This window comes from Nostoc sp. (genome assembly GCF_036917355.1).
Lineage (GTDB): Bacteria > Cyanobacteriota > Cyanobacteriia > Cyanobacteriales > Nostocaceae > Nostoc.
Genome location: NZ_JBALDP010000021.1, coordinates 1 through 21,403 on the forward strand (window position 1 = coordinate 1; position 21,403 = coordinate 21,403).

Below are 21,403 nucleotides of genomic sequence, written 5' to 3' on the forward strand. Positions count from 1 at the left end.
TCCCCTTAAAAAAGGGGGGATAAGAGTCTTAAAGTCCCCCATTTTAAGGGGGATTTAGGGGGATCTCCAATGGCTAGGTGTATACAAAAAAAACTTTTCAGACATCCTCTAAAAGTTCAAATTATAAAAACCATGAAAAAACCCGGCTTAACCGGGCAGACGCACTGTTTGTCTAATTAACCTGTAATAACTATTTAATCTCACAAGTTAGAGGGCAAGCAGCGTAAACAGTAGCCTGCATTTGGTCTGCCTCTCCATGCAGCCAGCTTAACCATTTAACTTCACTAGGATGAACTCCCTTAACAGTTAGCACACCCGCAGCCAATACAACTGCCATAACATTAAACATTATTAGAGCGCCTGCTACAAGCAAAACCGCACTAACAGGCATCACAGATTGCAAGATAATCGACAACAGACATCCGACCGTAGCCATCAACACAACTAGTGGAAAACCCACAACCAACAAACATACTGCTAATGTAAAAGTCCATATTAAAAAGCTTTTAATCATCAACAAGGAGTAGGTCTTTCCTTGATTAGAGCTTTGAGCAGAAACCATGACTTTTCCTCCCAAAATACACAACAGATTTTAATTTCAGCTATATCTCGCTTTTCGCGAGTAAACTGAATTGTTCTTCAGTGAAATTCAGTATATAAAAACTAATTGGGAAAATGAGCATTTGTTTACTAAAGTTTACAGTTAATTTTTCGTAATTATGAATATAAAGTCAACTTTCTATCTATTAAAAAAACTTGTTTACTGCATCTACCTTCAGGTATAGAACCTAAAAGGTATGAGCTTTTAACCTTGATCCCCACGATATCGCTCCTATTTAACTTAACATTTCTTATAAAAATTAGTAGTCTTTCTCATAATTCCTATACAGCCAGAATAAATGATCTGCTAGTATTTGTGCTGTTAATTGCTGGCAATTCGGGCCCATGCCTGGGATAAATTTCTCATCTAAGTTATGAGAATATTTACTTTAAAAGTAAAATCATTAAAATATACTTTTTAATCTATGTGTATTTTCTGAGGTCTTTTAAGTCCTTACGTGTGTTAAACCAGTTTAGATAGGTTAAATAATCTATCTAAATATTCTGAGTAGTGAAATCTTAGGAAATAAAAGATACCAATTGAGGTAGATGAAATAGATTGACCGTGGTTCTAGAGTTTCAATCGCCTTCTATCACCGCTAAGGCTTGCAGACAAGCATTCTCCAAAAGTCATCAAAGCAAGTGACTTTACTTCTCGTTAATTCAACTTTTTAACTGCCAAATGTGAAGATATATGACAGAATCACAGTCTCCATTAAATTCTAACTCTGCTGCCGGACGTAATTTGCCACCAATGCCGCCGCCACCACCGCCAACTCCAACCTTTAGTACGCAGCGGCAGATGACACAAACATTGGATATGTCAATGGATAGGGGCACTAATCCGCCTGTTGCAGGTCATCGTCCGGGTAGTCCACCGCCAATACCTAATTCAGTTCGCCCTCAAAACAGCAGTCCAGAAGTCACTTTAGAGAAGTTAATCAGAGAAGCTTACGATCAGGGATATTCTGACTTGCACTTAGGTGTGGGTGAACCACCCCGCTTCCGCAGCCGAGGAGAAATTCAATCAGGAGATTATCCAGAAACAGATAAAGAAACTTTTATGAGTTGGTTGCGGGAGGTAATGAGTGAGGGAGAAATTCAGCGCTTTGAAGAATCCTTAGAATTTGACGGAGCAACTCAATACGAATTTGCTCGCGTGCGGATTAATGTTTTTGGCTCCCTCAAAGGGCCTGCAATGGTGTTGCGGTTGATTCCGCTAAAAATCTTAACTATGGAACAGTTGAGATTACCTCCAATTTTTCGGGATATTTGTCATCACCATAAAGGTTTAATTCTAGTGACAGGGCCCACTGGTTCTGGTAAGTCCACTACAATGGCAGCGATGATTGACTACATCAATAAGGAGATGGCCAAACATATCATCACCATTGAAGACCCGATAGAATTTGTTCATCAAAGCCGCAAGTCTTTAGTCAAACAGCGGGAAGTGGGAATGCATACCCGAAAATTTGACAACGCTTTGAAAGCAGCTTTGCGGGAAGACCCAGATTTGATTCTGGTGGGGGAAATGCGGGACAAGGAAACAGTTAATACCGCCCTAAAAGCCGCTCAGACTGGTCACTTAGTCATGGGAACCCTGCACACCAATAGTGCGGTCAAAACCATTGAGCGGATTCTTAACCTCTATTCTGGTGATGAGCAGGATGCAATGCGGGTGGCGATTTCTGAGTCTTTAGTGGCAGTAATTGCTCAAGGTTTGTGTCGCACAACTGACGGTAAGCGGGCTGCTTTCCACGATGTGCTGATCAATACTGAGGCGATTAAGGAATGGATCAAAGACGGTAAGTATGATGAAATTGGCGAGCTGATGAAACAAGCTGGCTTTGATGGCATGATTACGATGAATCAGTCATTGCTGAATCTCTATCAAGACGGACGCATCACTGAAGAAACTGCTTTGGAAATGTCACCAACTCCTAACGAAATGGCACAGTTTCTCCGAGGTCGAGTTTAACGATTGGGCATTGGGCACAAGAGGTAGAGGTAAGGGGCAGAGGGGAAAAACTTACTGCTCCTTAATCCTCTGCTCCCCCGGTTACTGAGCGCAGTCGTTGGCGCAGCCTCTCGTAGAGAAGTATGCTCCCCTGCTCCCTCATCTTCCGTTAACTAATCCCAAATATCTTTGCGATCCTGGTTGAGGTTATAGCTAAGGTAAAAGGTAAAAGAGAGAATTTTTACTTTTAGTTCCCTAACCTCTGTGAATAACTTGACGACAAATAAACTATCTACACCCCAGCTGTTTAAAGGCATTGCGCTATTTACACCTGGAGGAGATTTAATTTACTGCATCGACCCTAGCAAGCAAGGTCGATGGCATTTGCATTTGTGCTCGGCTTTGCAAGAAATTCTAGATTTACCAGAGCCACCGCACTTTTTAGTGCCTTGTTATACTGCAACTATTGACAATTGGTTAGATCCGCGCACTCAACAAGTGCGAACTTTTGCTGAAGCTTATCCGGCTGTAATTAGACACCAAACTTTGCTTAATGCTGTTTTTGGCACAGGGGAATTAGTATGGCAAGCAGCTCCTTGGCAAGAGGGATTGTGCGATCGCATGGTGTTAACAAGCTACCGCTCGTCATTTGGGCAGCTTTGGGAGGATCACGATTTAATTGTTCGCTTAGACCTTTCTGAACCTGTACCAAAATATCACCAACCAGTAATAGTACAAAAAAAAGAAGCTATCACACAAGGCTATGTTCTCCGCTTGTTTGTTGCCGGACATAGCAGTTCTACTGAACGGATTCTGCAAAATTTACACGAATTGTTAGAGCGATCGCTCGGACACCCTTATACTCTGAAGGTAATTGATGTTTTAAGTCATCCAGAACAAGCAGAACTAAATCAGGTTTCTGCAACTCCTACCCTTGTCAAGGTTTGGCCTCACCCAATTCGACGAATCGTTGGAGAGTTGGATCATGTAGAAAAGATTTTACAGATGTTGGCTGCTAAGGAAAAATTTTAAGTAATCAGACTAGTTTGTTTGCCAAGTGCGCGAATGGGTAGGTGTTGGTGAAGGGGGAACTACAAAAATGGCTAGATTACAGTATCTGCAAGGATTTAAGAGCTTTAGCATCTTGAAACCATCCGCGCACCTTATATCAACTGACTTTCAGTTATTTACAGTTAGTACAATTGCCAGTCCTTATGTTATGATTTTCGCATTCGCGCTATTGAACCTTGAAAACCAAATAACACATAGCTTTCAGACGCCTGCGATCGCAATCAACTAAAATCCCTATTAGGGATTGAAACAAAGCATCCCGACAGACCGAAAAGCAGCCCGACAAATCGCAATCAACTAAAATCCCTATTAGGGATTGAAACTAGTCTTGCCGTGGTTCCATTGAGAATTCCAAGTTATCGCAATCAACTAAAATCCCTATTAGGGATTGAAACTTCTGCTTCTCGCGGTGGTAGTTCTCCAAATCTTATCGCAATCAACTAAAATCCCTATTAGGGATTGAAACTTTATAGATGCGTAGCGAAGCCACTTATTTATGAATCGCAATCAACTAAAATCCCTATTAGGGATTGAAACTTGCTTACAGGGCATCGGGTTAGCCTTTTGATAGAATCGCAATCAACTAAAATCCCTATTAGGGATTGAAACGATGCCCCAGCAATCCCCGTATTCCTAGCCCCAAAATCGCAATCAACTAAAATCCCTATTAGGGATTGAAACAACATATCCCCCTAAGTTAAACTGCCTAGACCCTAATCGCAATCAACTAAAATCCCTATTAGGGATTGAAACAGCAGAAGGCATTTCCTTTTAGAAAAAACTAAATAATCGCAATCAACTAAAATCCCTATTAGGGATTGAAACAGATCATTCCAGCTATTACGCCTATCTTGCTCTAAGATCGCAATCAACTAAAATCCCTATTAGGGATTGAAACAGGCTAAAACGGAATATAGTCAAACTCATCTACACAATCGCAATCAACTAAAATCCCTATTAGGGATTGAAACAGGCTAATCCCAGATGGTACGGTAAAGTTACGGAATCGCAATCAACTAAAATCCCTATTAGGGATTGAAACTTCATCCCAGGTACTGAAGCCCATAAAAAGTACATCGCAATCAACTAAAATCCCTATTAGGGATTGAAACATGAGGTTTGTAACTTACTAAGAGATTCTGACTATCGCAATCAACTAAAATCCCTATTAGGGATTGAAACTAGAAACTTCCCGCACTTGATAATCAAGGATTAGGTATCGCAATCAACTAAAATCCCTATTAGGGATTGAAACTGGGCAAAGGGATAATCTTCTTGGAAGATTTTTTAATCGCAATCAACTAAAATCCCTATTAGGGATTGAAACCACTCCTGATTATTTAATTCCGATTCAAATTCTTGATCGCAATCAACTAAAATCCCTATTAGGGATTGAAACCTTGATTATCAGCTACCCATGTACCACTACCCCCATCGCAATCAACTAAAATCCCTATTAGGGATTGAAACATCGCTAACCCAACACCAGGATTGAGCGATAATTATCGCAATCAACTAAAATCCCTATTAGGGATTGAAACTATTTATCCACTGGAACTATGGAAAGCAGCAAAGATAAATCGCAATCAACTAAAATCCCTATTAGGGATTGAAACTTCAATTAGTTCTTCTAAGGTTTCTTCTAGTAAACCTATCGCAATCAACTAAAATCCCTATTAGGGATTGAAACAAAATCTATAATATCTACTGGCTGATCTGTAAAAAATCGCAATCAACTAAAATCCCTATTAGGGATTGAAACCCAGCAATATCTTCTGGCTGACTTCGCCAAAGCATCGCAATCAACTAAAATCCCTATTAGGGATTGAAACAGTAATGAGAATTGATATTCTCAGAACTTACATTAATCGCAATCAACTAAAATCCCTATTAGGGATTGAAACACAAAATTAGCTTTTTCAAGCTCTTGAAATAATCATCGCAATCAACTAAAATCCCTATTAGGGATTGAAACCCTGCGGAGCAATCTATTGATAGTGCAGGGAAAATCGCAATCAACTAAAATCCCTATTAGGGATTGAAACAGAAAGTAGTTAAAGTGGAGATTGATTCTAGAATCATCGCAATCAACTAAAATCCCTATTAGGGATTGAAACTTTGCTTCTACCTCTAATGAGGCGGAAGATAGAATGATCGCAATCAACTAAAATCCCTATTAGGGATTGAAACACTAGTTTCAAATGTTTGTCAGGATGCCAAATATTGATCGCAATCAACTAAAATCCCTATTAGGGATTGAAACTGATTATCCTAGCGTAGAGCATCTTTCTATCGATGAAATCGCAATCAACTAAAATCCCTATTAGGGATTGAAACAGAGCCTACAAGCCCATGAGTTAATGCCCAATCATCGCAATCAACTAAAATCCCTATTAGGGATTGAAACTACACTAAAACCCAAAGTGATACACTATTGGCTTATCGCAATCAACTAAAATCCCTATTAGGGATTGAAACCAACTAGTGTAGGGGATGTGTTTGAATACAATGAATCGCAATCAACTAAAATCCCTATTAGGGATTGAAACCTAACGGGCCGTAGTGACCTCTATCGCCAACTAAAATCGCAATCAACTAAAATCCCTATTAGGGATTGAAACAAATTTAGCTCAAGGGGAAGTAGATACCACTCGCATCGCAATCAACTAAAATCCCTATTAGGGATTGAAACAAAACGCCTAATCCTCATTTTGTCACATACGAGCCATCGCAATCAACTAAAATCCCTATTAGGGATTGAAACTCAGATTCATGATGTAACTCCTGTTGATATTTCATCGCAATCAACTAAAATCCCTATTAGGGATTGAAACGATATCTCGTAAGCCTTTAACAGCAATCCCACACATCGCAATCAATTAATATTATCTACCACTTGCAAGATGTCTACTCTAATAGTATTGAGAGGCTTCAAAAAGGTAAAATTATAAAGAATCGTTACAACATAATCATGTCAGCTATCCAAACAACTTTGGTTCTTGCCATGACGGCCGATGGAAAAATTAGTGCCGTAGATCCGAAAGCGCCCCGTGAACCTAATGTAGTCGATCGTGCACATGTGGAGTACCAAGTTTCTCTTGCCGATCTAATCCTGGTAGGAGCAGGGACAATTAGGGCTGAGGGGGGAACCTTTGCAATTAGCGATCGCGAACTGTTGGCAGCGCGTGAGGTTCGGGGTCAGTCTCCTCAGCCGATTACTTGCGTTGTTTCAGGTTCCCTTGACCTATCGCCAGACTTGCCTTTTTTGAGTCAGGACATTGAGCGATGGATATTTACCACACGGACTGCTTTAGAGCGCAGTTCTGATACAACAACTTTGCAAAAACTGGCCGAATTAATTGATTTGGGAGATACAGACCTGGACTGGGATCGGGCCTACACCTTGATGGCAGAGCGAGGTATTCACAAAGTCGTTGCTTTGGGAGGTGGCTCTTTAACAGCTGCTCTAGTCAAGGCAGGGCGAATTGACGATTGGTGGTTGACCATTTGGCCGATCATTTTTGGAGGAAAGCACGCTCCTAGCCCAGTGGAGGGAGAGGGTTTTCTTCCCGATGTTGCTCCTCATCTCCAACTCATAGAAACTCGTCAGGTTGGAAGTGATTTGTTTTTACATTACCGCACGGTTAAGTGAAAACGCGCTGCCAGAATTAAGCACTATGAGCGTTGATATTAACAAGCAGGGGAGCAGGAGTACTTTCGCTTACAATTCAACTCAGTTTGTACTTTTTCCCCTACCCCTTGCTTTTTGCCTCCGATCAACCAGGGGGCCAATTTAACTGCCGCCCTCCCAAAATATGCAAATGTAAGTGATGGACTGTTTGACCGCCGTCATCACCAGCATTGATGACAACTCGATAACCATTTTTTAGTCCAGCAACTTCTGCAACACGTTTAGCAGTTAACAAAAGATGCCCTAACACAGCATGATCTTCAGATTCAGCCTCAGCTAGTGTCGCAATGGGTTTTTTAGGAATGACGAGGATGTGAATGGGCGCTTGGGGATGGATGTCTTTGAATGCCAGGGCTAAATTATCCTCATAAACAATATCAGCGGGAATTTCCCGACTAATGATTTTGCTGAAAATCGTTTCTGTACTTTCACTCATGCCAATCTACCTACTAATCTGCTAGAGATTTTATATTAAGTCCGCCTAATTACTTATCATTGAGAAAATTTGATTGTGCGGGTACATCCCCAATACTTTTCCGATAAACCCAACAATCTCTTTTTTGGTCTAGGGGAAAGGTTAAAGGGTAAGGGGTAAAGGTAAATTCAAACCTTTTCCTTTTCCCCTTTCCCCCTTAACCGAAAAGTATTGGGTATACCCATATTTACTGTTCGGTTCGGTTTTTTCAGGTAAAAGCTATGAAAAAACCTGCTAATCTTTTAAAAAGACTAGCAGGTATGGCTTATCATCAATCGGAGCGGCGGGATTCGAACCCACGACCTCCACTACCCCAAAGTGGCGCGCTACCAAGCTGCGCTACGCCCCGGTCAGAATTCCTATCATATAGCAAAACTGTAGGATAATCAAGAGGCAATTTTAAAAAACCTTAAGCATCCCACTAGCTTGCAGTAAATCTGGAACCGCAGAAGCATTCCATTTACCTTCTACACATCGCCCTGTATTCAAAATGAAGCGCAGACTGTAATCATCAGGATAGCCTTCTACTTCCATCCATAATAAATCGCTTTCGGCTTCACAAGTAATTTTTTCCTCTTCCATCAATTCAGTTGCGAGTTGCTTCATGGTGTCTGCTAGCTGTACTAGTAGACGACAAAAATCATTTAACTCGGCTTCGGTTAACTCAATTGCCCAATCATCTGTACCAACTAAACCTTTAAACTCAGGTGTATCGGGATTCCAGCCAATACGCCAACCCGATCCGGTTTTGACAACGCGTTCCATAAAAAGTGAGGAGTGAGGAGTTAGGAGTTATTAATTTACAACTTAATAACTCTTCTATTACTTAAGTAGTTCAGCACCTCCTCGTTGTGGTGGCTGTGGGGTAGTTGATGTAGCTGGACTTGGTGCGGTGTTGGAGTTAGGGGGTACGGTGTTTTGGGAAGTAGGATTAAATATATTCACTAAGACTTGTACTAGGGCATCTCGCTGGCTGCGGGTGAGGCTCTTGATGGCTTTGCGATCGCCTTCTATCGGATTTTTCTGTAGTGCATCATTTCCTGGATAGGTAGTATCATACATAATTTCGTTCACACCTAGGTAATCAGCTAAAGTCAGCTTCCAATCTAAGCGATAAATGGGGGCCCGCCCTTTGGTATAAATGTGATATCTAATTAGACGATTTGCTAAGGTGTTGCTTTCGGCAACTTTCCCATTTTCTTTGCTGATATACTTATTTTCCCGTGGGAAATCTGGCAATTGCTGATACACTAGCTGCCAAACATCGCTAGGAGTGACTCTCTGAGCAGAAGCAGGTTGGATACTAAATAAATTTCTATGTATTGATTTATCCGCCCCGGAACCCAAAACAATTACACCCATTACCATTAAGGTAAGGAGTAGTGGTGTTAGGGGATAGCTCAGGTTGAGCCAGTGCTTAGTTGCAAGTTTTGAGAAAATTGATTTAAACAGAAATTTTGTCTTTTTCATAGAACAATATTTTGGGTGTTGCTGAGTGAAAATATGAATTTACCTGATTCAAAATTCAGAACTTCCCACTCAGCACTCAATCTTATAGTTCGCCGATAATTTCTGGTTGAGTCAATTCATCGGACATTTCGATTATTGCTCTTAGCACTGGCTTCATCATCGCATCTTCGTTACTTTCAAAGTCTTCGTAACGCCGACGTTTAGCACGATTTGCCACCTGAACCGTAATGCGGTATCGATTTGAGGCTGCACTAATCAGATCCTCAGCACGGTGCATAATCTGAGATTGAGTTGTCTCGAACTTAGAACGCTTTAGCATAATCAGTGGTTCTTGGGGTCATTCTCCAGTGTAACAGTAGTAAATCAGTCTACTGCGGTCTGTGAAATCGCCAGCAACCTCTCTATTGATAGAGGCTAAGATATTTTAGTCACTTTATAAGTAACTTGTAGTATTAAATAACGCACCCTCATGGCTGACCTTGTGGAAACTGCGATCGCAGCGGGTAATTTCAATACCCTAATAAAGGCTGCTAAAGCTGTAAATTTCATAGAAACGTTGAAAAGCCCTGGTTCTTTCACGCTCTTTGCACCAACTGACGAAGCTTTTGCCAATCTGCCAGAGGGAACTTTAGACTCGCTACTACAAGATATCCCCAAGCTCCAGAAAATTGTGGCGTATCATATCGCTAGTGGGGATGTTAGGTCTGATGATTTGGTACAGATTAATGAGGCGGAGACGCTTGAAGGGTCAATTGTCGCCATTGAATCTGCCGACGGTAAATTTAAGGTGAATAACGCCAATGTCCTGAAAACAGATATTCTCGCAGACAATGGCGTAATCCATATCATTGATGCGGTATTGATGCCTGCAATGGTGGCGGGGAAGTAATGTATTGGGGCATTGGGCATTGGGCATTGGGCATTGAGCATTGATTTTTCTCCTTGTCGCCCTCATCCCCCAGTCCCCAATCACCAATCCCCAGTTCCTAGCCCCTAGCCCCCAGAATGCAGCCACTGCGTGCGGGAATAGTCAATGACAACTGCTGAGTTTCTCCTTCACTATTCCACTCAACTTCAGCAGTGCCATATAAAAGCTTGTTGGGTTGAGTACGCAAAGTGGGGACATCTGCATTCGCTGTTGCCGAACTTGTACCAGCGTTGATGGCAATTATTAATTCCTCTGTCCCCAAAGTTCGCGCAAAGATATAAAGTTGTCCTTGAGCAAAGAGAACTTGATAATCACCTGTACGCAAAGCTGGGTAAGTGTGGCGGAGGGCAATTAACTGGCGGTGAGTATTGAAAATTTCTTGATTCCAGTTAGTCTCTAAAGGAAAACTACGACGTGAGTCTGGGTCTATTCCTCCAGGTAAGCCAACTTCGTCACCATAGTAGATGCTGGCAGCACCGGGAAATGTGAGCAGCAGTAGAGTTGACAATTCTATACTGGCTATATCACCGCCTGCAATGGTCATCAATCGGGCTGTATCGTGACTTGCAAGCAAATTGAGCTGAGTTAGCTGAATTTCCCAAGGGTAAAGTTGCAGTACTTCTTGGATTTTGGTGGCGTACTCAGCAGCAAATAAGGGTGGGTAGGGTTGATAGTCGCGGCTTTGGACTTGTTCTAAGACTACGCGATCGCCTGCTGCAAAGGCAATTGTTGGCCCAGCAAATAAATAATTCATCACGCCGTCAAATTGCGTCCCATCTAGCCACTCGCGGGAATCTCCCCACACTTCGCCCACAATGTAAGCTTCAGGATTAATGGCTTTGACGCGATCGCGAAATTCCTGCCAAAAACCAGGAGTTTTGATTTCAAATGGTACATCTAATCGCCAACCGTCGATGCCGAATTTAATCCAATATTCGGCAATTTCCATAATGTATTCTCGTACTTCTGGATTATCGTGGTTAAATTCTGGCAAGGCCCGATTTCCCGCCCAACCCACGTAGTTAGCAGGGAATTCCCCGTTGTATGGTGAAAGGGGCCAGCCTTCTATTTTGAACCAATTTACCCAAGGCGAATGGGGGCCATTTTCTAAAACGTCGTGGAAAAAGAAAAAGCCCCGGCTGGAATGGTTGAACACCCCATCCAGAACGACTTTGATATTTCGTTGATGGGCTGCATCGAGTAATTCTTTAAAAGCTTCGTTGCCCCCTAACATCGGGTCAACTTGGTAATAATCGTGGGTATGATAGCGATGATTGCTGGCGGATTGAAAAATGGGTGTGAAGTAAATCGCGTTAATCCCTAACTTCTGGATGTAGTCTAAATCCTCCATAATGCCCCATAAATCGCCGCCTTTATAGCCTTGGAGTGTTGGCATAGAGTCCCAATCTTCCCAACGGGCTTCCTGCAATAACCGTTTGCGCGGCTGTTTGCTTCTGGCAAAACGATCTGGGAAAATTTGGTAGAAAACAGCGTGCTTCACCCAGTCTGGTGTTTGAATTTGCATGAATAACTTTTTGTATGTTTAGAAGCGATCGTTGCAAATATTAGCTTCTTTATGGCTCTTACTTATGATAGAGAATCTGTCTTTTGTTAGTATTCATTAGTGATTTAGCCTTTTTCATCCTGTTTTATACACAAATGTTATCAGTCTTAACTATTTTGTTTTAGTTTTTAATAGGTCAACTAGGACTCGCCACTGATTGCATTCTGATTCCTGAATACTTTTTTAAGAAATTTATTTATTAGTTAATTATTCTTAATTTTATTTTCCTCACTTTGTCCGTAATGATTTAGGCAGACAATGGATTAGTTTAATAGCTTCATAAAAATTACCTGTTACCTTAGATTTAGGTAATTTTTAGATGCAACCGATCGCAGATGTCTTAGGAACTACAGAAAATCACTATGAGGGATACGTAATTCTAGAATATGAGTTATAAATTAGCAATTGTCTTAGGAATAACTCCTACCTCCTAAACTTATTTGATGTTATCTATAAAATAAATAGATAACTGTAGTCGCATCAAATAATTGAAGCGAAAAAACTACATAGTCTGCCTTAATTCTAGAGCGACTTATCCTGCTAGAATCACTACTTTATTGACAGCAACTCAATTTAATTTAAGGTAAAAATGAGACACGAAAAACTTTCTCCTGGACTACTTTTGGCATATCAAGACTATCAAAATGAAGGAGATCGAGCTTTAGTTACACATAAGCGATCGCTTGGCATCATTGCCCACAAAAGCCCGGTCAAGCCCACTAAGAGCGTCGTTTTTATCTACTGCGAGCCTGATGCAGACTTAAGTTATCTATCACAATATAATATTGAAGTCAATCAAAACTCTGGGAGTGTGCGGACAGCTTTCTTACCGATAGAGAGTTTAGATGTCTTATCTGAAGAAGATGTGATTCAGCGGATTAAGCCATCACGCAAACTTCATTTGAGGATGGACACTGCAATGGGAACAGTCAAACTACCGGAATTTAAGAATCAAACCGGATTGACTGGTAAAGGAGTAATCATCGGCATTATAGACAGTGGCATCGATCCGAAACACCCCGCCTTTGCTGGACGAATTTTACACATTTGGGATCAAACATTGCCAGGGCCAGGAGTCACAGAGGGCGGCTATGGGGCTGAATTTAGCGGAGCGCAACTGACAGTTTCTCAGGATACTGGCGGTCATGGTACTCACGTCGCTGGTATTGCCGCTGGTGCCGATGCTAGTTATGGCGGTGTCGCCCCAGAAGCAGAATTAGTTGTCGTCAGGTCAGATTTACAGGATGCCCACATTGCAGATGGTGTGCGTTATATTTTCCGAGTTGCTAGAGAGTTGGGACGCCCAGCAGTAGTAAATCTCAGCTTGGGTGGACACGCAGATGCCCATGATGGTAGCGACTCCCTATCCAAAGTTATTGATGCCGAAACTGGCCCAGGAAGAATTGTTTGCTGTGCAGCGGGTAACGAAGGAAACGATAACATTCATGGACAAACGACAATACCCAGTGGACGCACTCGTGGTATGCGCTTTAATGTTCCTTTGAATCAAGTAGGCATAGTTTGGTTAAACGCTTGGTATGCCAAAGATAGCGAATTGGAAGTATCTGTGCGGAGTCCTAACGGTTTTGTCACCCCCTTTCAAAAAATAATTACTGAGGGTAATGCAGCCCAAGATTATCAGTTACCAGATGCACGGGTGCAATTAGCGACACCAGCGCCAGACCAAGCCAACGGCGACCATAATTTCTTTGTGCAAATACGTGGTATCGGCCCCTCGCAAGTCATGGGAGGTGTTTGGCAGCTGCGAGTCCGCAACACTTCTTCAACTGACACATGTTTAAATGTGTGGACACTAGATGATAGTTCATCAGTGTTTTTCACAGGTAAAAGTGTCAAAGATGCCTTAAAAATTGGTTCGCCGGGAGCCGCCAGCAGTGCAATTACAGTTGCTGCCTATACTACTAAAACAAAGTATACAGATATTGATGGCCAAGTGCGAGAAATGGGCTTAGAATTGGATACTATTTCGGAATTCAGTAGTGAAGGACCTCTACGCAATGATGGGCAGAAGCCCGATGTAGCAGCACCAGGAGCGATGATTATTTCCACACTTTCTGCCGATGCAAATTTCGACCGCTCATCGATGATTAATTCCAAGTTTGTGGTTCAGGCTGGTACGAGTATGGCGACACCGTTTGTTAGTGGGTTAGTGGCGTTGCTGTTGCAGCGAGATCCGAAACTCGATCCGGCTGCTGTGAAAGACTTGCTACGTAAAAATAGTGCAATTCCTGGAAAACCCGCAGGCACATTTGATGACAAATGGGGTTATGGAGTGATTAATGCAGCTAATCTGTAATTAGACTGAGAAAGATGGATATTATTTCTGTACAAGGATAGGTAACAACAACCTATAAATTTGATAGGTTAGGGTAGGCATAAATGTCTACCCTGTTTACCAAGGAATTGCTGATGAATTATCAGAAACTAGATGCCGCTCTTGCTACAGCGCTAAATGATGTTCAAGATTCAGAAGAAACTAGTTTGGTAGTTTTTATCCATACTGAACCAATTTTAAACTCTGCTGCAACTGCTATTTTAGAAAGTTTAGGCGTTAGTGGTGTTAGCAGTGGCAAAGATATTTTCACAGCAACACTGTCACCGAATGCTATTTCTCAGTTGTCAGAGCAACCTTGGGTGAAATCTTTGAAGCGATCGCAGCAATTAGGTTTGGTTAATAGGAGACTAAATATAGGAAAATTGGGTGTTTAATGCGTTTATTGTGAATCAGGTTTTGGTTTTTCTGGAAACTTACACTTCACCTCAATTTCCAGATTACTTTCAGCAGAGCCTTCGGTAATGTAAGGAATGCCTGCTTTACCACCCAACTTAATGCCAAATTTCAGTCTTACCTCTTCAATCTCAGCAGTATTGAAGTCTTTAAAAGCACTAAGAGCATAAATAGTATAAGAGCGAATCATTTGCCGAGCTTGTTGCATTCGAGCGATCGCATCAGTTCGTACATCCATGTATTCTATGCCATCGTCGTCCTCCTCAATTTCCTGAGTTATTTCGGTGGCTGTGACGTTAATCTCAATCTGCTCAATCTCCCCGTCTGCTTGGAAAAAGAGTTGTTGTACTTCTGACATAAGCTACCTCGATTAAAGTTTTGTAACGTATCTGAATAAATTTCAGTTTACTTGCGGAAAAATAACAGATGGTGTTGTTGTTAGCAACACAGCCATCATTGTGTCTGTCAAGATTATCCCGCATTTACCAACCCAAGGTGTGTTAAATGGCACGATACGCGCTTGTTATTGGTATCGCCGAGTATGTCAGCCCATCATTACCGCGTTTGTCGAAGACTACAAATGATGCTGAGGCTATAGCACAACTTTTAGAGCAATATGGTGATTTCCAGTCTGTGCAAAGACTACCGCAGCGCTGGAATAAAGATAAAAACGACTATGAAATGGCAGCGTCAAAAGTTACTGGCGCTCAACTTGGGGAAGATTTAAGAACATTCCTGCTAGAGCAAGCTGCTAATAATGAAGCGCTGATTTATTTTAGCGGACACGGTTTTACTATTTCCGACAATTTGGGACAACAAAAGGGATATTTGGCAAGTTCTGATTGTCAGATTGAATTTAAGGAAAACGAAAAGGTTGAACAAAAATATGGTATTCCCCTGGATAGCCTTAACGATTTAATTCGAGATTCGCAATTGAGTAGTTTGGTGATGCTACTCGATTGCTGTCATAGCGGCTATTTCTTAGAAAGACAGTTAATAGAAAGAACTCTTAGCGCTTTCACTACACAAAAGGATTATTACTTAATTACAGCGTGTCGGGGCTTTGAACGTGCCGGAGTGATTAAAAGTGAAGAATATAGTATTTTTACAGGCGTAGTTGTTAAGGGATTGGCGGCTGAAAATGCAGGTAATAGTAGGCGAATTAGTGGCGATCGCTTATTTGATTTTATCAGCAACGAACTTAAAGGTTCTGTACAAGAGCCGATTCGTATGGGTTGGGGACGTTCCATTACTCTGGTTACTTATCCCCAATTAGATATTCCTACAGGTGAAAAAATTGCTTTCAATCAGGAAAATCCCTATCGGGGACTTTATGCTTTTGAATCAGAGCAAGCACAATATTTTTGTGGACGAGATGAAGCAGTTCGTACCCTAATTTCGCGTTTAGCAGAGAGTCGATTTTTGGCTGTAATTGGCTATTCAGGTAGTGGTAAATCTTCCTTAGTAAAAGCAGGTTTGTTACCACAACTGAAAGGCGATCGTCTCTCTGGAAGCAGTCAATGGGAAATCGCATCTTTTACACCAGGAGAACATCCTTTAGGTAAATTAGTTGATATTTTAGCTAAACAACAGCAGCAAAATCAACCGCATCTATTATTTATCGATCAATTTGAAGAAGTATTTACCCTGTGTCAAGATGATGAGGAACGCAAAGCTTTTATCCGTTTAATAGCACAAGAAGTAAAAAAAATTGAGGCAAAAACGCGGATAATTTTGACAATTCGCGGTGATTTCTTAAATCGTTGTGCTGACTATTTAGAAATTATTACTCTCATCAATAGCATTCCTCCCACATCATTCATCGTCACACCGATGTCTTTTTCTGAGTTAGAAGAAGCAATAGAAAAACCAGCAAAATTACATGGTGTCACGTTTGAGCATAGTTTAGTTTCGCAAATTGCCGCCGATGTTATCAACCGTCCAGGTGCATTACCCATACTGCAATATGCCCTTAAAGAGTTGTGGCGAGTTTGCATTGAAGAACCTGAATCGCCACAACCGCTTTTAACTCGCAAAGGTTATGAGGAAATTGACGGGGTTAAAGGAGCTTTAGATAAACGAGCGACAATTTTGTATGAAAGTTTAACAACTATAGATCAAGCCTTTGCGCGTCGCTTGTTTATGGAATTGGTGCAATTAGGTGAAACTGGAGAAGTGACGCGGCGGCGTGCTAGCTGGAGTAGATTAGAAGCAATTTCAGATTCTCCACAACAATTGCAAAGGGTTGTAGGATTGCTGGCGGGTTCTCAACAACGTTTAATTATCACTGATGAAAATACGATTGAAGTTGCCCATGAAGCGCTTTTATCTGAGTGGAAATTATTAAATACTTGGATTGCTGAAAATCTAGACAATATTCGTCTCAGTCGCTCTTTAGAGCAAGATTGTCAGGAATGGCAACAAAGGTTTGATAAATCGGATGATGCACTGTTGGCAGGTGCAAACTTGGCTGTAATTTCTGAGTGGGTGAATAAAACTCAGCCCAGACTTACGTCATTAGAATCAGAATTTTTGCATAAGAGTTTGGAGAGACGCGATAGAGAAATTCAAGCAGAATTAGAGCAAGCAAAAAAACTTCAACGAGAAGCAGAAGCCAAAGCCAAAGCTGAATTACAAAGAACTAGATTTGCGATCGCTTCTGCAATACTTATAGCCTTATGTGGGGGATTGGGATTTTTTGCATGGCAACTTAGCATAAAGAATAGCCTGAAGGATAAGTTCGTTTCTGGAGCATTAATTACATCACCTGAGCTACTTTTGCAAACAGGGAATCAGCTTGAGGCGATGATAGCAAGTATACAATCACTTAAGCAATTCCAAGATTTCGGCATAGATAGCGCTGACACACTCAAGCGACTCAAATCAGTAATTGATGGGGTACAGGAGCGTAATCGTTTAGAGGGACATCTAGATTCTGTCACCAGTGTAAGTGTCAGTCCTAGAGAGCCACTTATCGTTTCTGGCAGTAAAGATAAAACTGTGAGACTTTGGAAACTAGATGGTACTCCAGTTAAAACCCCTGCACCTATGAAACATGATGCTGCTGTCTGGAGTGTGAATTTTAGTCCTGACGGTCAATATATAGTCTCTGGTGGTGATGATAAAAAAGTTAAACTCTGGAAGAAAGATGGTACTTTCCTCGATTATCTTAGAGAAGATAAAAATATCTTTTTTGTCAATTTTAGTCCTGATAATAAAATAATTTCTACTACGGAAGATGGCACTGTAAGGTTATGGGAATATAATTCATCAAAAATTATACAAAAACCTTATAAAACCATACTAGGAAATGGCAAAGATAGAATTTGGAGTGCAGAATTTAGTCATAATAATAGTGGTGAAAACATTGTTACTACTTCCGATGATGGAAAAATTAGAATATTCAGCAAAGATGGTACTCTTGTTTCTACTTTACGAGGACATACTGCATCAGTAAGTTATGCAGCTTTTGGTCTTAATAACGATACTATTATTTCCTCTAGTTACGATAATACGGTTAGAATATGGCGAAGGCAAAATGACAAAAAAACGTGGTCAGATATAAAAAATATAGATGCTAACAATCCTTACAAAGTCAAGTTTAGCCCAGACTATAAAACAATTGCTGCTACTAATATTGACGGAAATATACAACTATGGAAAGATGCTCAAATGACTCAACAATATTTTATAGGAAGACACAAAGATAGAATCATTGATTTGAGCTTTAGCAAGGATAGTAAATGGATTGTTACTGTTAGTCGCGATCAAACTATAAGGATATGGAGTTTAGATGCTCAGTCTGATAATACATCCCAGACAAATACTGCTAATTTATTAAAAAAAAGCTGTAGTTGGCTATCAGACTATTTAAACAATAATGCTCGGGCACGCAAAAAATATCTTGATGTTCGTAATATTTGTGAAACTGCTAAAAAATAACTAGTCATTAATATTAAAAAATACATAATTTAGCTGTATAATGGTGAGGAGAAATATAAGGATTTAAAAGATGGAAAACTTAGAAGCTAATTCCAAACCCATCCACCCTGAAAGTGAGAATCCTGGAAGAAATAAGACTAACCCCCAAGGATCTGAAGGAGACCATGCACCCAATCACCCTAGTCACCCTGAAGATCCACAGTTGCTACACTTGATAGAAGTCGAAGAACATAAATCTATTATGTCTGCATCTGTATCCAATCCACCTGAAGAAGACGAAACTAATAACCCTTATCTGGTACTAGATGATAGAATTAATATCCAGAAAACCAATCAGATTTATACAGCACAAGCTGCTCAAGAACATGGACCTACTAACCCTGGACCCCCTTCAAAACCATAAATAAAATGAAAGGGATTAACCACAGCATAGATATCAATTGTCTGATTCAGTAAACTCTTCTCATACTTTTTTTTGGACGAAATTTTATTGCATAGAGGATGTTTTACAAGTATTTAGCTATGATTTTAGCCACTTTATTGATCCCCTTAAAAAAGGAGGGAACTAGAATCAAAGTTTCCCTTTTAAGGGTAATTTAGGAGGATCTAAAAGTCTTTGATACATCATTAGCAACTTTTAAAACATCCTCTCAACTAACTCTAAGCGATCGCCTGAATCCGTAATTAGCAAATGGGTTATTAGCAGATGTCTTTAAAGTTGCATTTTTTGAGCATAACCTGAAATTTAGTTATGTCTCTCAGCCTGAGTATAGTCTAGCGATCGCACCCCATTTTTCATCTCAATTAATACAAATGTTCTATATTTTCTCCTTATCAGCCCCACTATCGATCACCAGTAGGATTCTGTAAAATTCATCCCAAAGAATCAGACGATCCCCCTTACCTGTGGTGGCAGACAGTCCTAAACTGAAGATGAGAGTTGAAAGGCAGTCGGGAGAAATTTTGTGAAGAAAGTATTATCAATCATTCTTGGTGGTGGCGCGGGTACTCGGCTTTACCCGCTAACCAAACTACGCGCTAAACCAGCAGTACCAGTAGCAGGGAAGTATCGCTTAATAGATATCCCTGTTAGTAACTGCATAAATTCCGAAATATTCAAAATCTACGTCCTGACACAATTCAACTCAGCTTCCCTGAATCGTCACATCGCCCGTACTTATAACTTTACTGGCTTCAATGAGGGGTTTGTAGAAGTGCTAGCCGCACAACAAACACCAGAAAACCCCAACTGGTTCCAAGGTACAGCCGATGCTGTACGTCAGTACCTATGGTTAATGGAAGAATGGAATGCAGACGAATATCTAATTCTCTCAGGCGATCACCTCTACCGCATGGATTATCGCCAGTTTATCCAGCGCCATAGAGAAACGGGGGCTGATATTACTCTCTCAGTCATCCCCATTGATGAGCGTCGCGCCTCAGATTTTGGTTTGATGAAAATTGATGATTCTGGTAGGGTAATCGATTTTAGCGAAAAACCCAAAGGTGAAGCGTTACTCCAAATGCAAGTTGATACAAGTGTACTGGGATTATCAAAAGAACAAGCCCAGCTACAGCCTTACATCGCCTCAATGGGGATTTATGTCTTTAAAAAAGAGGTTTTGTTTAAGTTATTGAGAGAAGGTACAGAAAGGACTGATTTCGGCAAAGAAATTATTCCTGATGCCTCTAAAGATTACAACGTTCAAGCTTATCTTTTTGATGACTACTGGGAAGATATTGGAACAATCGAAGCATTTTATCATGCCAATTTAGCCCTAACTCAGCAGCCTCAGCCACCCTTTAGTTTCTACGATGAAAAAGCACCAATTTATACACGTGCTCGCTACTTACCTCCAAGTAAACTTTTAGATTGCCAGGTAACAGAATCAATTATCGGCGAAGGTTGTATTTTGAAAAATTGCCGCATTCAACATTCAGTGTTGGGAGTGCGATCGCGAATTGAATCTGGTTGTGTCATCGAAGAGTCCCTACTCATGGGTGCAGATTTTTATCAAGCTTTTGTAGAACGCCAATGTAATGTAGAAAAAGGTGACATTCCTGTAGGTATTGGTACTGACTCAATTATTCGCGGTGCTATCATTGATAAAAATGCCAGTATCGGTCACGATGTCAAAATCATTAATAAAGATAACGTGCAAGAAGCTGACCGAGAAAGTCAAGGTTTTTACATCCGTAGTGGCATCGTTGTCGTAATGAAAAATGCTGTAATTCCTGATGGAACCATCATTTAATAGTTGTGAGTGCTGAGTTGTGAGTACTGAGTTAAGAATTATGAGTTATGAATAAAACTTTTAATCACTCTTCACTCCTAACTTCTTACTCAGCACGGGCTGAACGCCCCGCTACCGCTAACAGCACTCAGCACGGGCTGAACGCCCCGCTACCGCTAACAGCACTCATTTTACTCATTGGTCTTCCAGGTAGTGGGAAGTCAACTTTGGCAAAACAATTACTGACAGAATCCCCTCAAATGGCGTTAATTTCTACCGATGCCATTCGAGGGAAATTGTTCGGTTCCCAAGCTGTTCAAGGATCGTGGCTACTGATTTGGCGCGAAATTGAGCGGCAATTTCAACAAGCTATTTCCACAACTAATGCAGCTATTTTTGATGCCACCAATGCCCAGCGCCGCAATCGTCGTGAAGTCATTGCTTTAGCCCGTAACTTGGGCTTTACCGACATTAGGGGAATTTGGGTGGATACACCAGTTTGGCTGTGTTTAGCACGAAATAAAAGGCGATCGCGCCAAGTTCCAGAAGAAATTATTTTGCGGATGCACCGTCAACTCCGGGATGCTCCCCCAAGTCGGGAAGAAGGATTAGACAGCCTCAGCCGCTTATCAGAAAAATCGGAGTACGGGAATTGCGATTCCTTGGTGAGCGAGAACCACACTTGATTTTCTATATTTTTTGTTAATTTGAAATCATATTCT

General features: G+C 41.0%; 17 protein-coding genes, 1 tRNA gene and 1 CRISPR repeat array. Of the genes, 10 read left to right on the forward strand and 8 right to left on the reverse strand.

Features of this window, described 5'->3' with window-relative positions; translation table 11 throughout:
- Positions 1–190: 190 nt before the first annotated feature.
- Complete coding sequence (locus tag V7K53_RS05460) at positions 191–562, reverse strand: hypothetical protein (protein WP_094349008.1); 372 nt, start codon at positions 560–562, stop codon at positions 191–193.
- Positions 563–1,294: 732 nt separating this feature from the next.
- Between V7K53_RS05460 and V7K53_RS05465 the strand changes: the two genes are divergently transcribed.
- The 3 genes from V7K53_RS05465 to V7K53_RS05475 all read left to right on the forward strand — a co-directional run bounded on the left by V7K53_RS05465 (position 1,295) and on the right by V7K53_RS05475 (position 7,280).
- On the forward strand, positions 1,295–2,578 hold the full coding sequence (locus V7K53_RS05465) for a type IV pilus twitching motility protein PilT (RefSeq protein WP_335196605.1): 1,284 nt from the start codon (positions 1,295–1,297) through the stop codon (positions 2,576–2,578).
- A 243-nt stretch (positions 2,579–2,821) separates the two neighbouring features.
- On the forward strand, positions 2,822–3,589 hold the full coding sequence (locus V7K53_RS05470) for a circadian clock KaiB family protein (RefSeq protein WP_335196606.1): 768 nt from the start codon (positions 2,822–2,824) through the stop codon (positions 3,587–3,589).
- Positions 3,590–3,842: 253 nt separating this feature from the next.
- A CRISPR array of direct repeats spans positions 3,843–6,462; the repeat unit is 37 nt; unit sequence ATCGCAATCAACTAAAATCCCTATTAGGGATTGAAAC.
- A 137-nt stretch (positions 6,463–6,599) separates the two neighbouring features.
- Positions 6,600–7,280: a RibD family protein gene (locus V7K53_RS05475; RefSeq protein ID WP_335196607.1), complete on the forward strand. Its 681-nt coding sequence runs from the start codon at positions 6,600–6,602 to the stop codon at positions 7,278–7,280.
- A 124-nt stretch (positions 7,281–7,404) separates the two neighbouring features.
- Here the strand turns inward: V7K53_RS05475 and V7K53_RS05480 are convergent, their stop codons facing one another.
- The 5 genes from V7K53_RS05480 to V7K53_RS05500 all read right to left on the reverse strand — a co-directional run bounded on the left by V7K53_RS05480 (position 7,405) and on the right by V7K53_RS05500 (position 9,583).
- Complete coding sequence (locus V7K53_RS05480; protein ID WP_335196608.1) at positions 7,405–7,755, reverse strand: histidine triad nucleotide-binding protein; 351 nt, start codon at positions 7,753–7,755, stop codon at positions 7,405–7,407.
- Positions 7,756–8,069: 314 nt separating this feature from the next.
- A tRNA-Pro gene (locus V7K53_RS05485) sits at positions 8,070–8,143 on the reverse strand.
- Between the two features lie 50 nt (positions 8,144–8,193).
- Positions 8,194–8,559: a DUF1818 family protein gene (locus V7K53_RS05490; protein ID WP_335196609.1), complete on the reverse strand. Its 366-nt coding sequence runs from the start codon at positions 8,557–8,559 to the stop codon at positions 8,194–8,196.
- A 57-nt stretch (positions 8,560–8,616) separates the two neighbouring features.
- Positions 8,617–9,162, reverse strand: coding sequence for a hypothetical protein (locus V7K53_RS05495; protein ID WP_442940472.1), 546 nt, complete (start codon positions 9,160–9,162; stop codon positions 8,617–8,619).
- A 184-nt stretch (positions 9,163–9,346) separates the two neighbouring features.
- Positions 9,347–9,583, reverse strand: coding sequence for a DNA-directed RNA polymerase subunit omega (locus tag V7K53_RS05500; RefSeq protein ID WP_094351515.1), 237 nt, complete (start codon positions 9,581–9,583; stop codon positions 9,347–9,349).
- 150 nt (positions 9,584–9,733) lie between these two features.
- On the opposite strand from V7K53_RS05500, the gene V7K53_RS05505 reads away from it, so the two are divergent.
- Entirely contained in the window at positions 9,734–10,153 is a 420-nt protein-coding gene (locus V7K53_RS05505) for a fasciclin domain-containing protein (protein WP_335196610.1), read from the forward strand.
- A gap of 97 nt (positions 10,154–10,250) precedes the next feature.
- On the opposite strand, the gene V7K53_RS05510 is transcribed toward V7K53_RS05505, so the two are convergent.
- Positions 10,251–11,717, reverse strand: a complete 1,467-nt coding sequence (locus tag V7K53_RS05510; protein WP_335196611.1) for a glycoside hydrolase family 13 protein — start codon at positions 11,715–11,717, stop codon at positions 10,251–10,253.
- Positions 11,718–12,345: 628 nt separating this feature from the next.
- Here V7K53_RS05510 and V7K53_RS05515 point away from each other — a divergent pair.
- On the forward strand, positions 12,346–14,073 hold the full coding sequence (locus V7K53_RS05515; protein WP_335196612.1) for a S8 family peptidase: 1,728 nt from the start codon (positions 12,346–12,348) through the stop codon (positions 14,071–14,073).
- Positions 14,074–14,186: 113 nt separating this feature from the next.
- Positions 14,187–14,486: a hypothetical protein gene (locus V7K53_RS05520; protein WP_335196692.1), complete on the forward strand. Its 300-nt coding sequence runs from the start codon at positions 14,187–14,189 to the stop codon at positions 14,484–14,486.
- A gap of 5 nt (positions 14,487–14,491) precedes the next feature.
- Here V7K53_RS05520 and V7K53_RS05525 read toward each other — a convergent pair whose 3' ends face one another.
- A complete protein-coding gene (locus tag V7K53_RS05525; protein ID WP_335196613.1) occupies positions 14,492–14,863 on the reverse strand; it encodes a CU044_2847 family protein in 372 nt (123 codons plus the stop codon).
- A 146-nt stretch (positions 14,864–15,009) separates the two neighbouring features.
- Between V7K53_RS05525 and V7K53_RS05530 the strand changes: the two genes are divergently transcribed.
- The 4 genes from V7K53_RS05530 (at position 15,010) to V7K53_RS05545 (ending at position 21,367) form a co-directional block, all read left to right on the forward strand.
- A complete protein-coding gene (locus tag V7K53_RS05530; protein WP_335196614.1) occupies positions 15,010–18,447 on the forward strand; it encodes an nSTAND1 domain-containing NTPase in 3,438 nt (1,145 codons plus the stop codon).
- A 70-nt stretch (positions 18,448–18,517) separates the two neighbouring features.
- Positions 18,518–18,850 carry a hypothetical protein gene (locus V7K53_RS05535; RefSeq protein WP_335196615.1) on the forward strand — a complete coding sequence of 111 codons (333 nt, stop codon included), beginning with the start codon at positions 18,518–18,520 and terminating at the stop codon, positions 18,848–18,850.
- Positions 18,851–19,412: 562 nt separating this feature from the next.
- On the forward strand, positions 19,413–20,702 hold the full coding sequence (locus V7K53_RS05540; protein ID WP_335196616.1) for a glucose-1-phosphate adenylyltransferase: 1,290 nt from the start codon (positions 19,413–19,415) through the stop codon (positions 20,700–20,702).
- 47 nt (positions 20,703–20,749) lie between these two features.
- The gene (locus tag V7K53_RS05545) at positions 20,750–21,367 is read left to right on the forward strand and encodes an AAA family ATPase (protein ID WP_335196617.1); all 618 of its coding nucleotides are present in this window, start codon (positions 20,750–20,752) and stop codon (positions 21,365–21,367) included.
- The last annotated feature ends 36 nt before the right edge of the window (positions 21,368–21,403 follow it).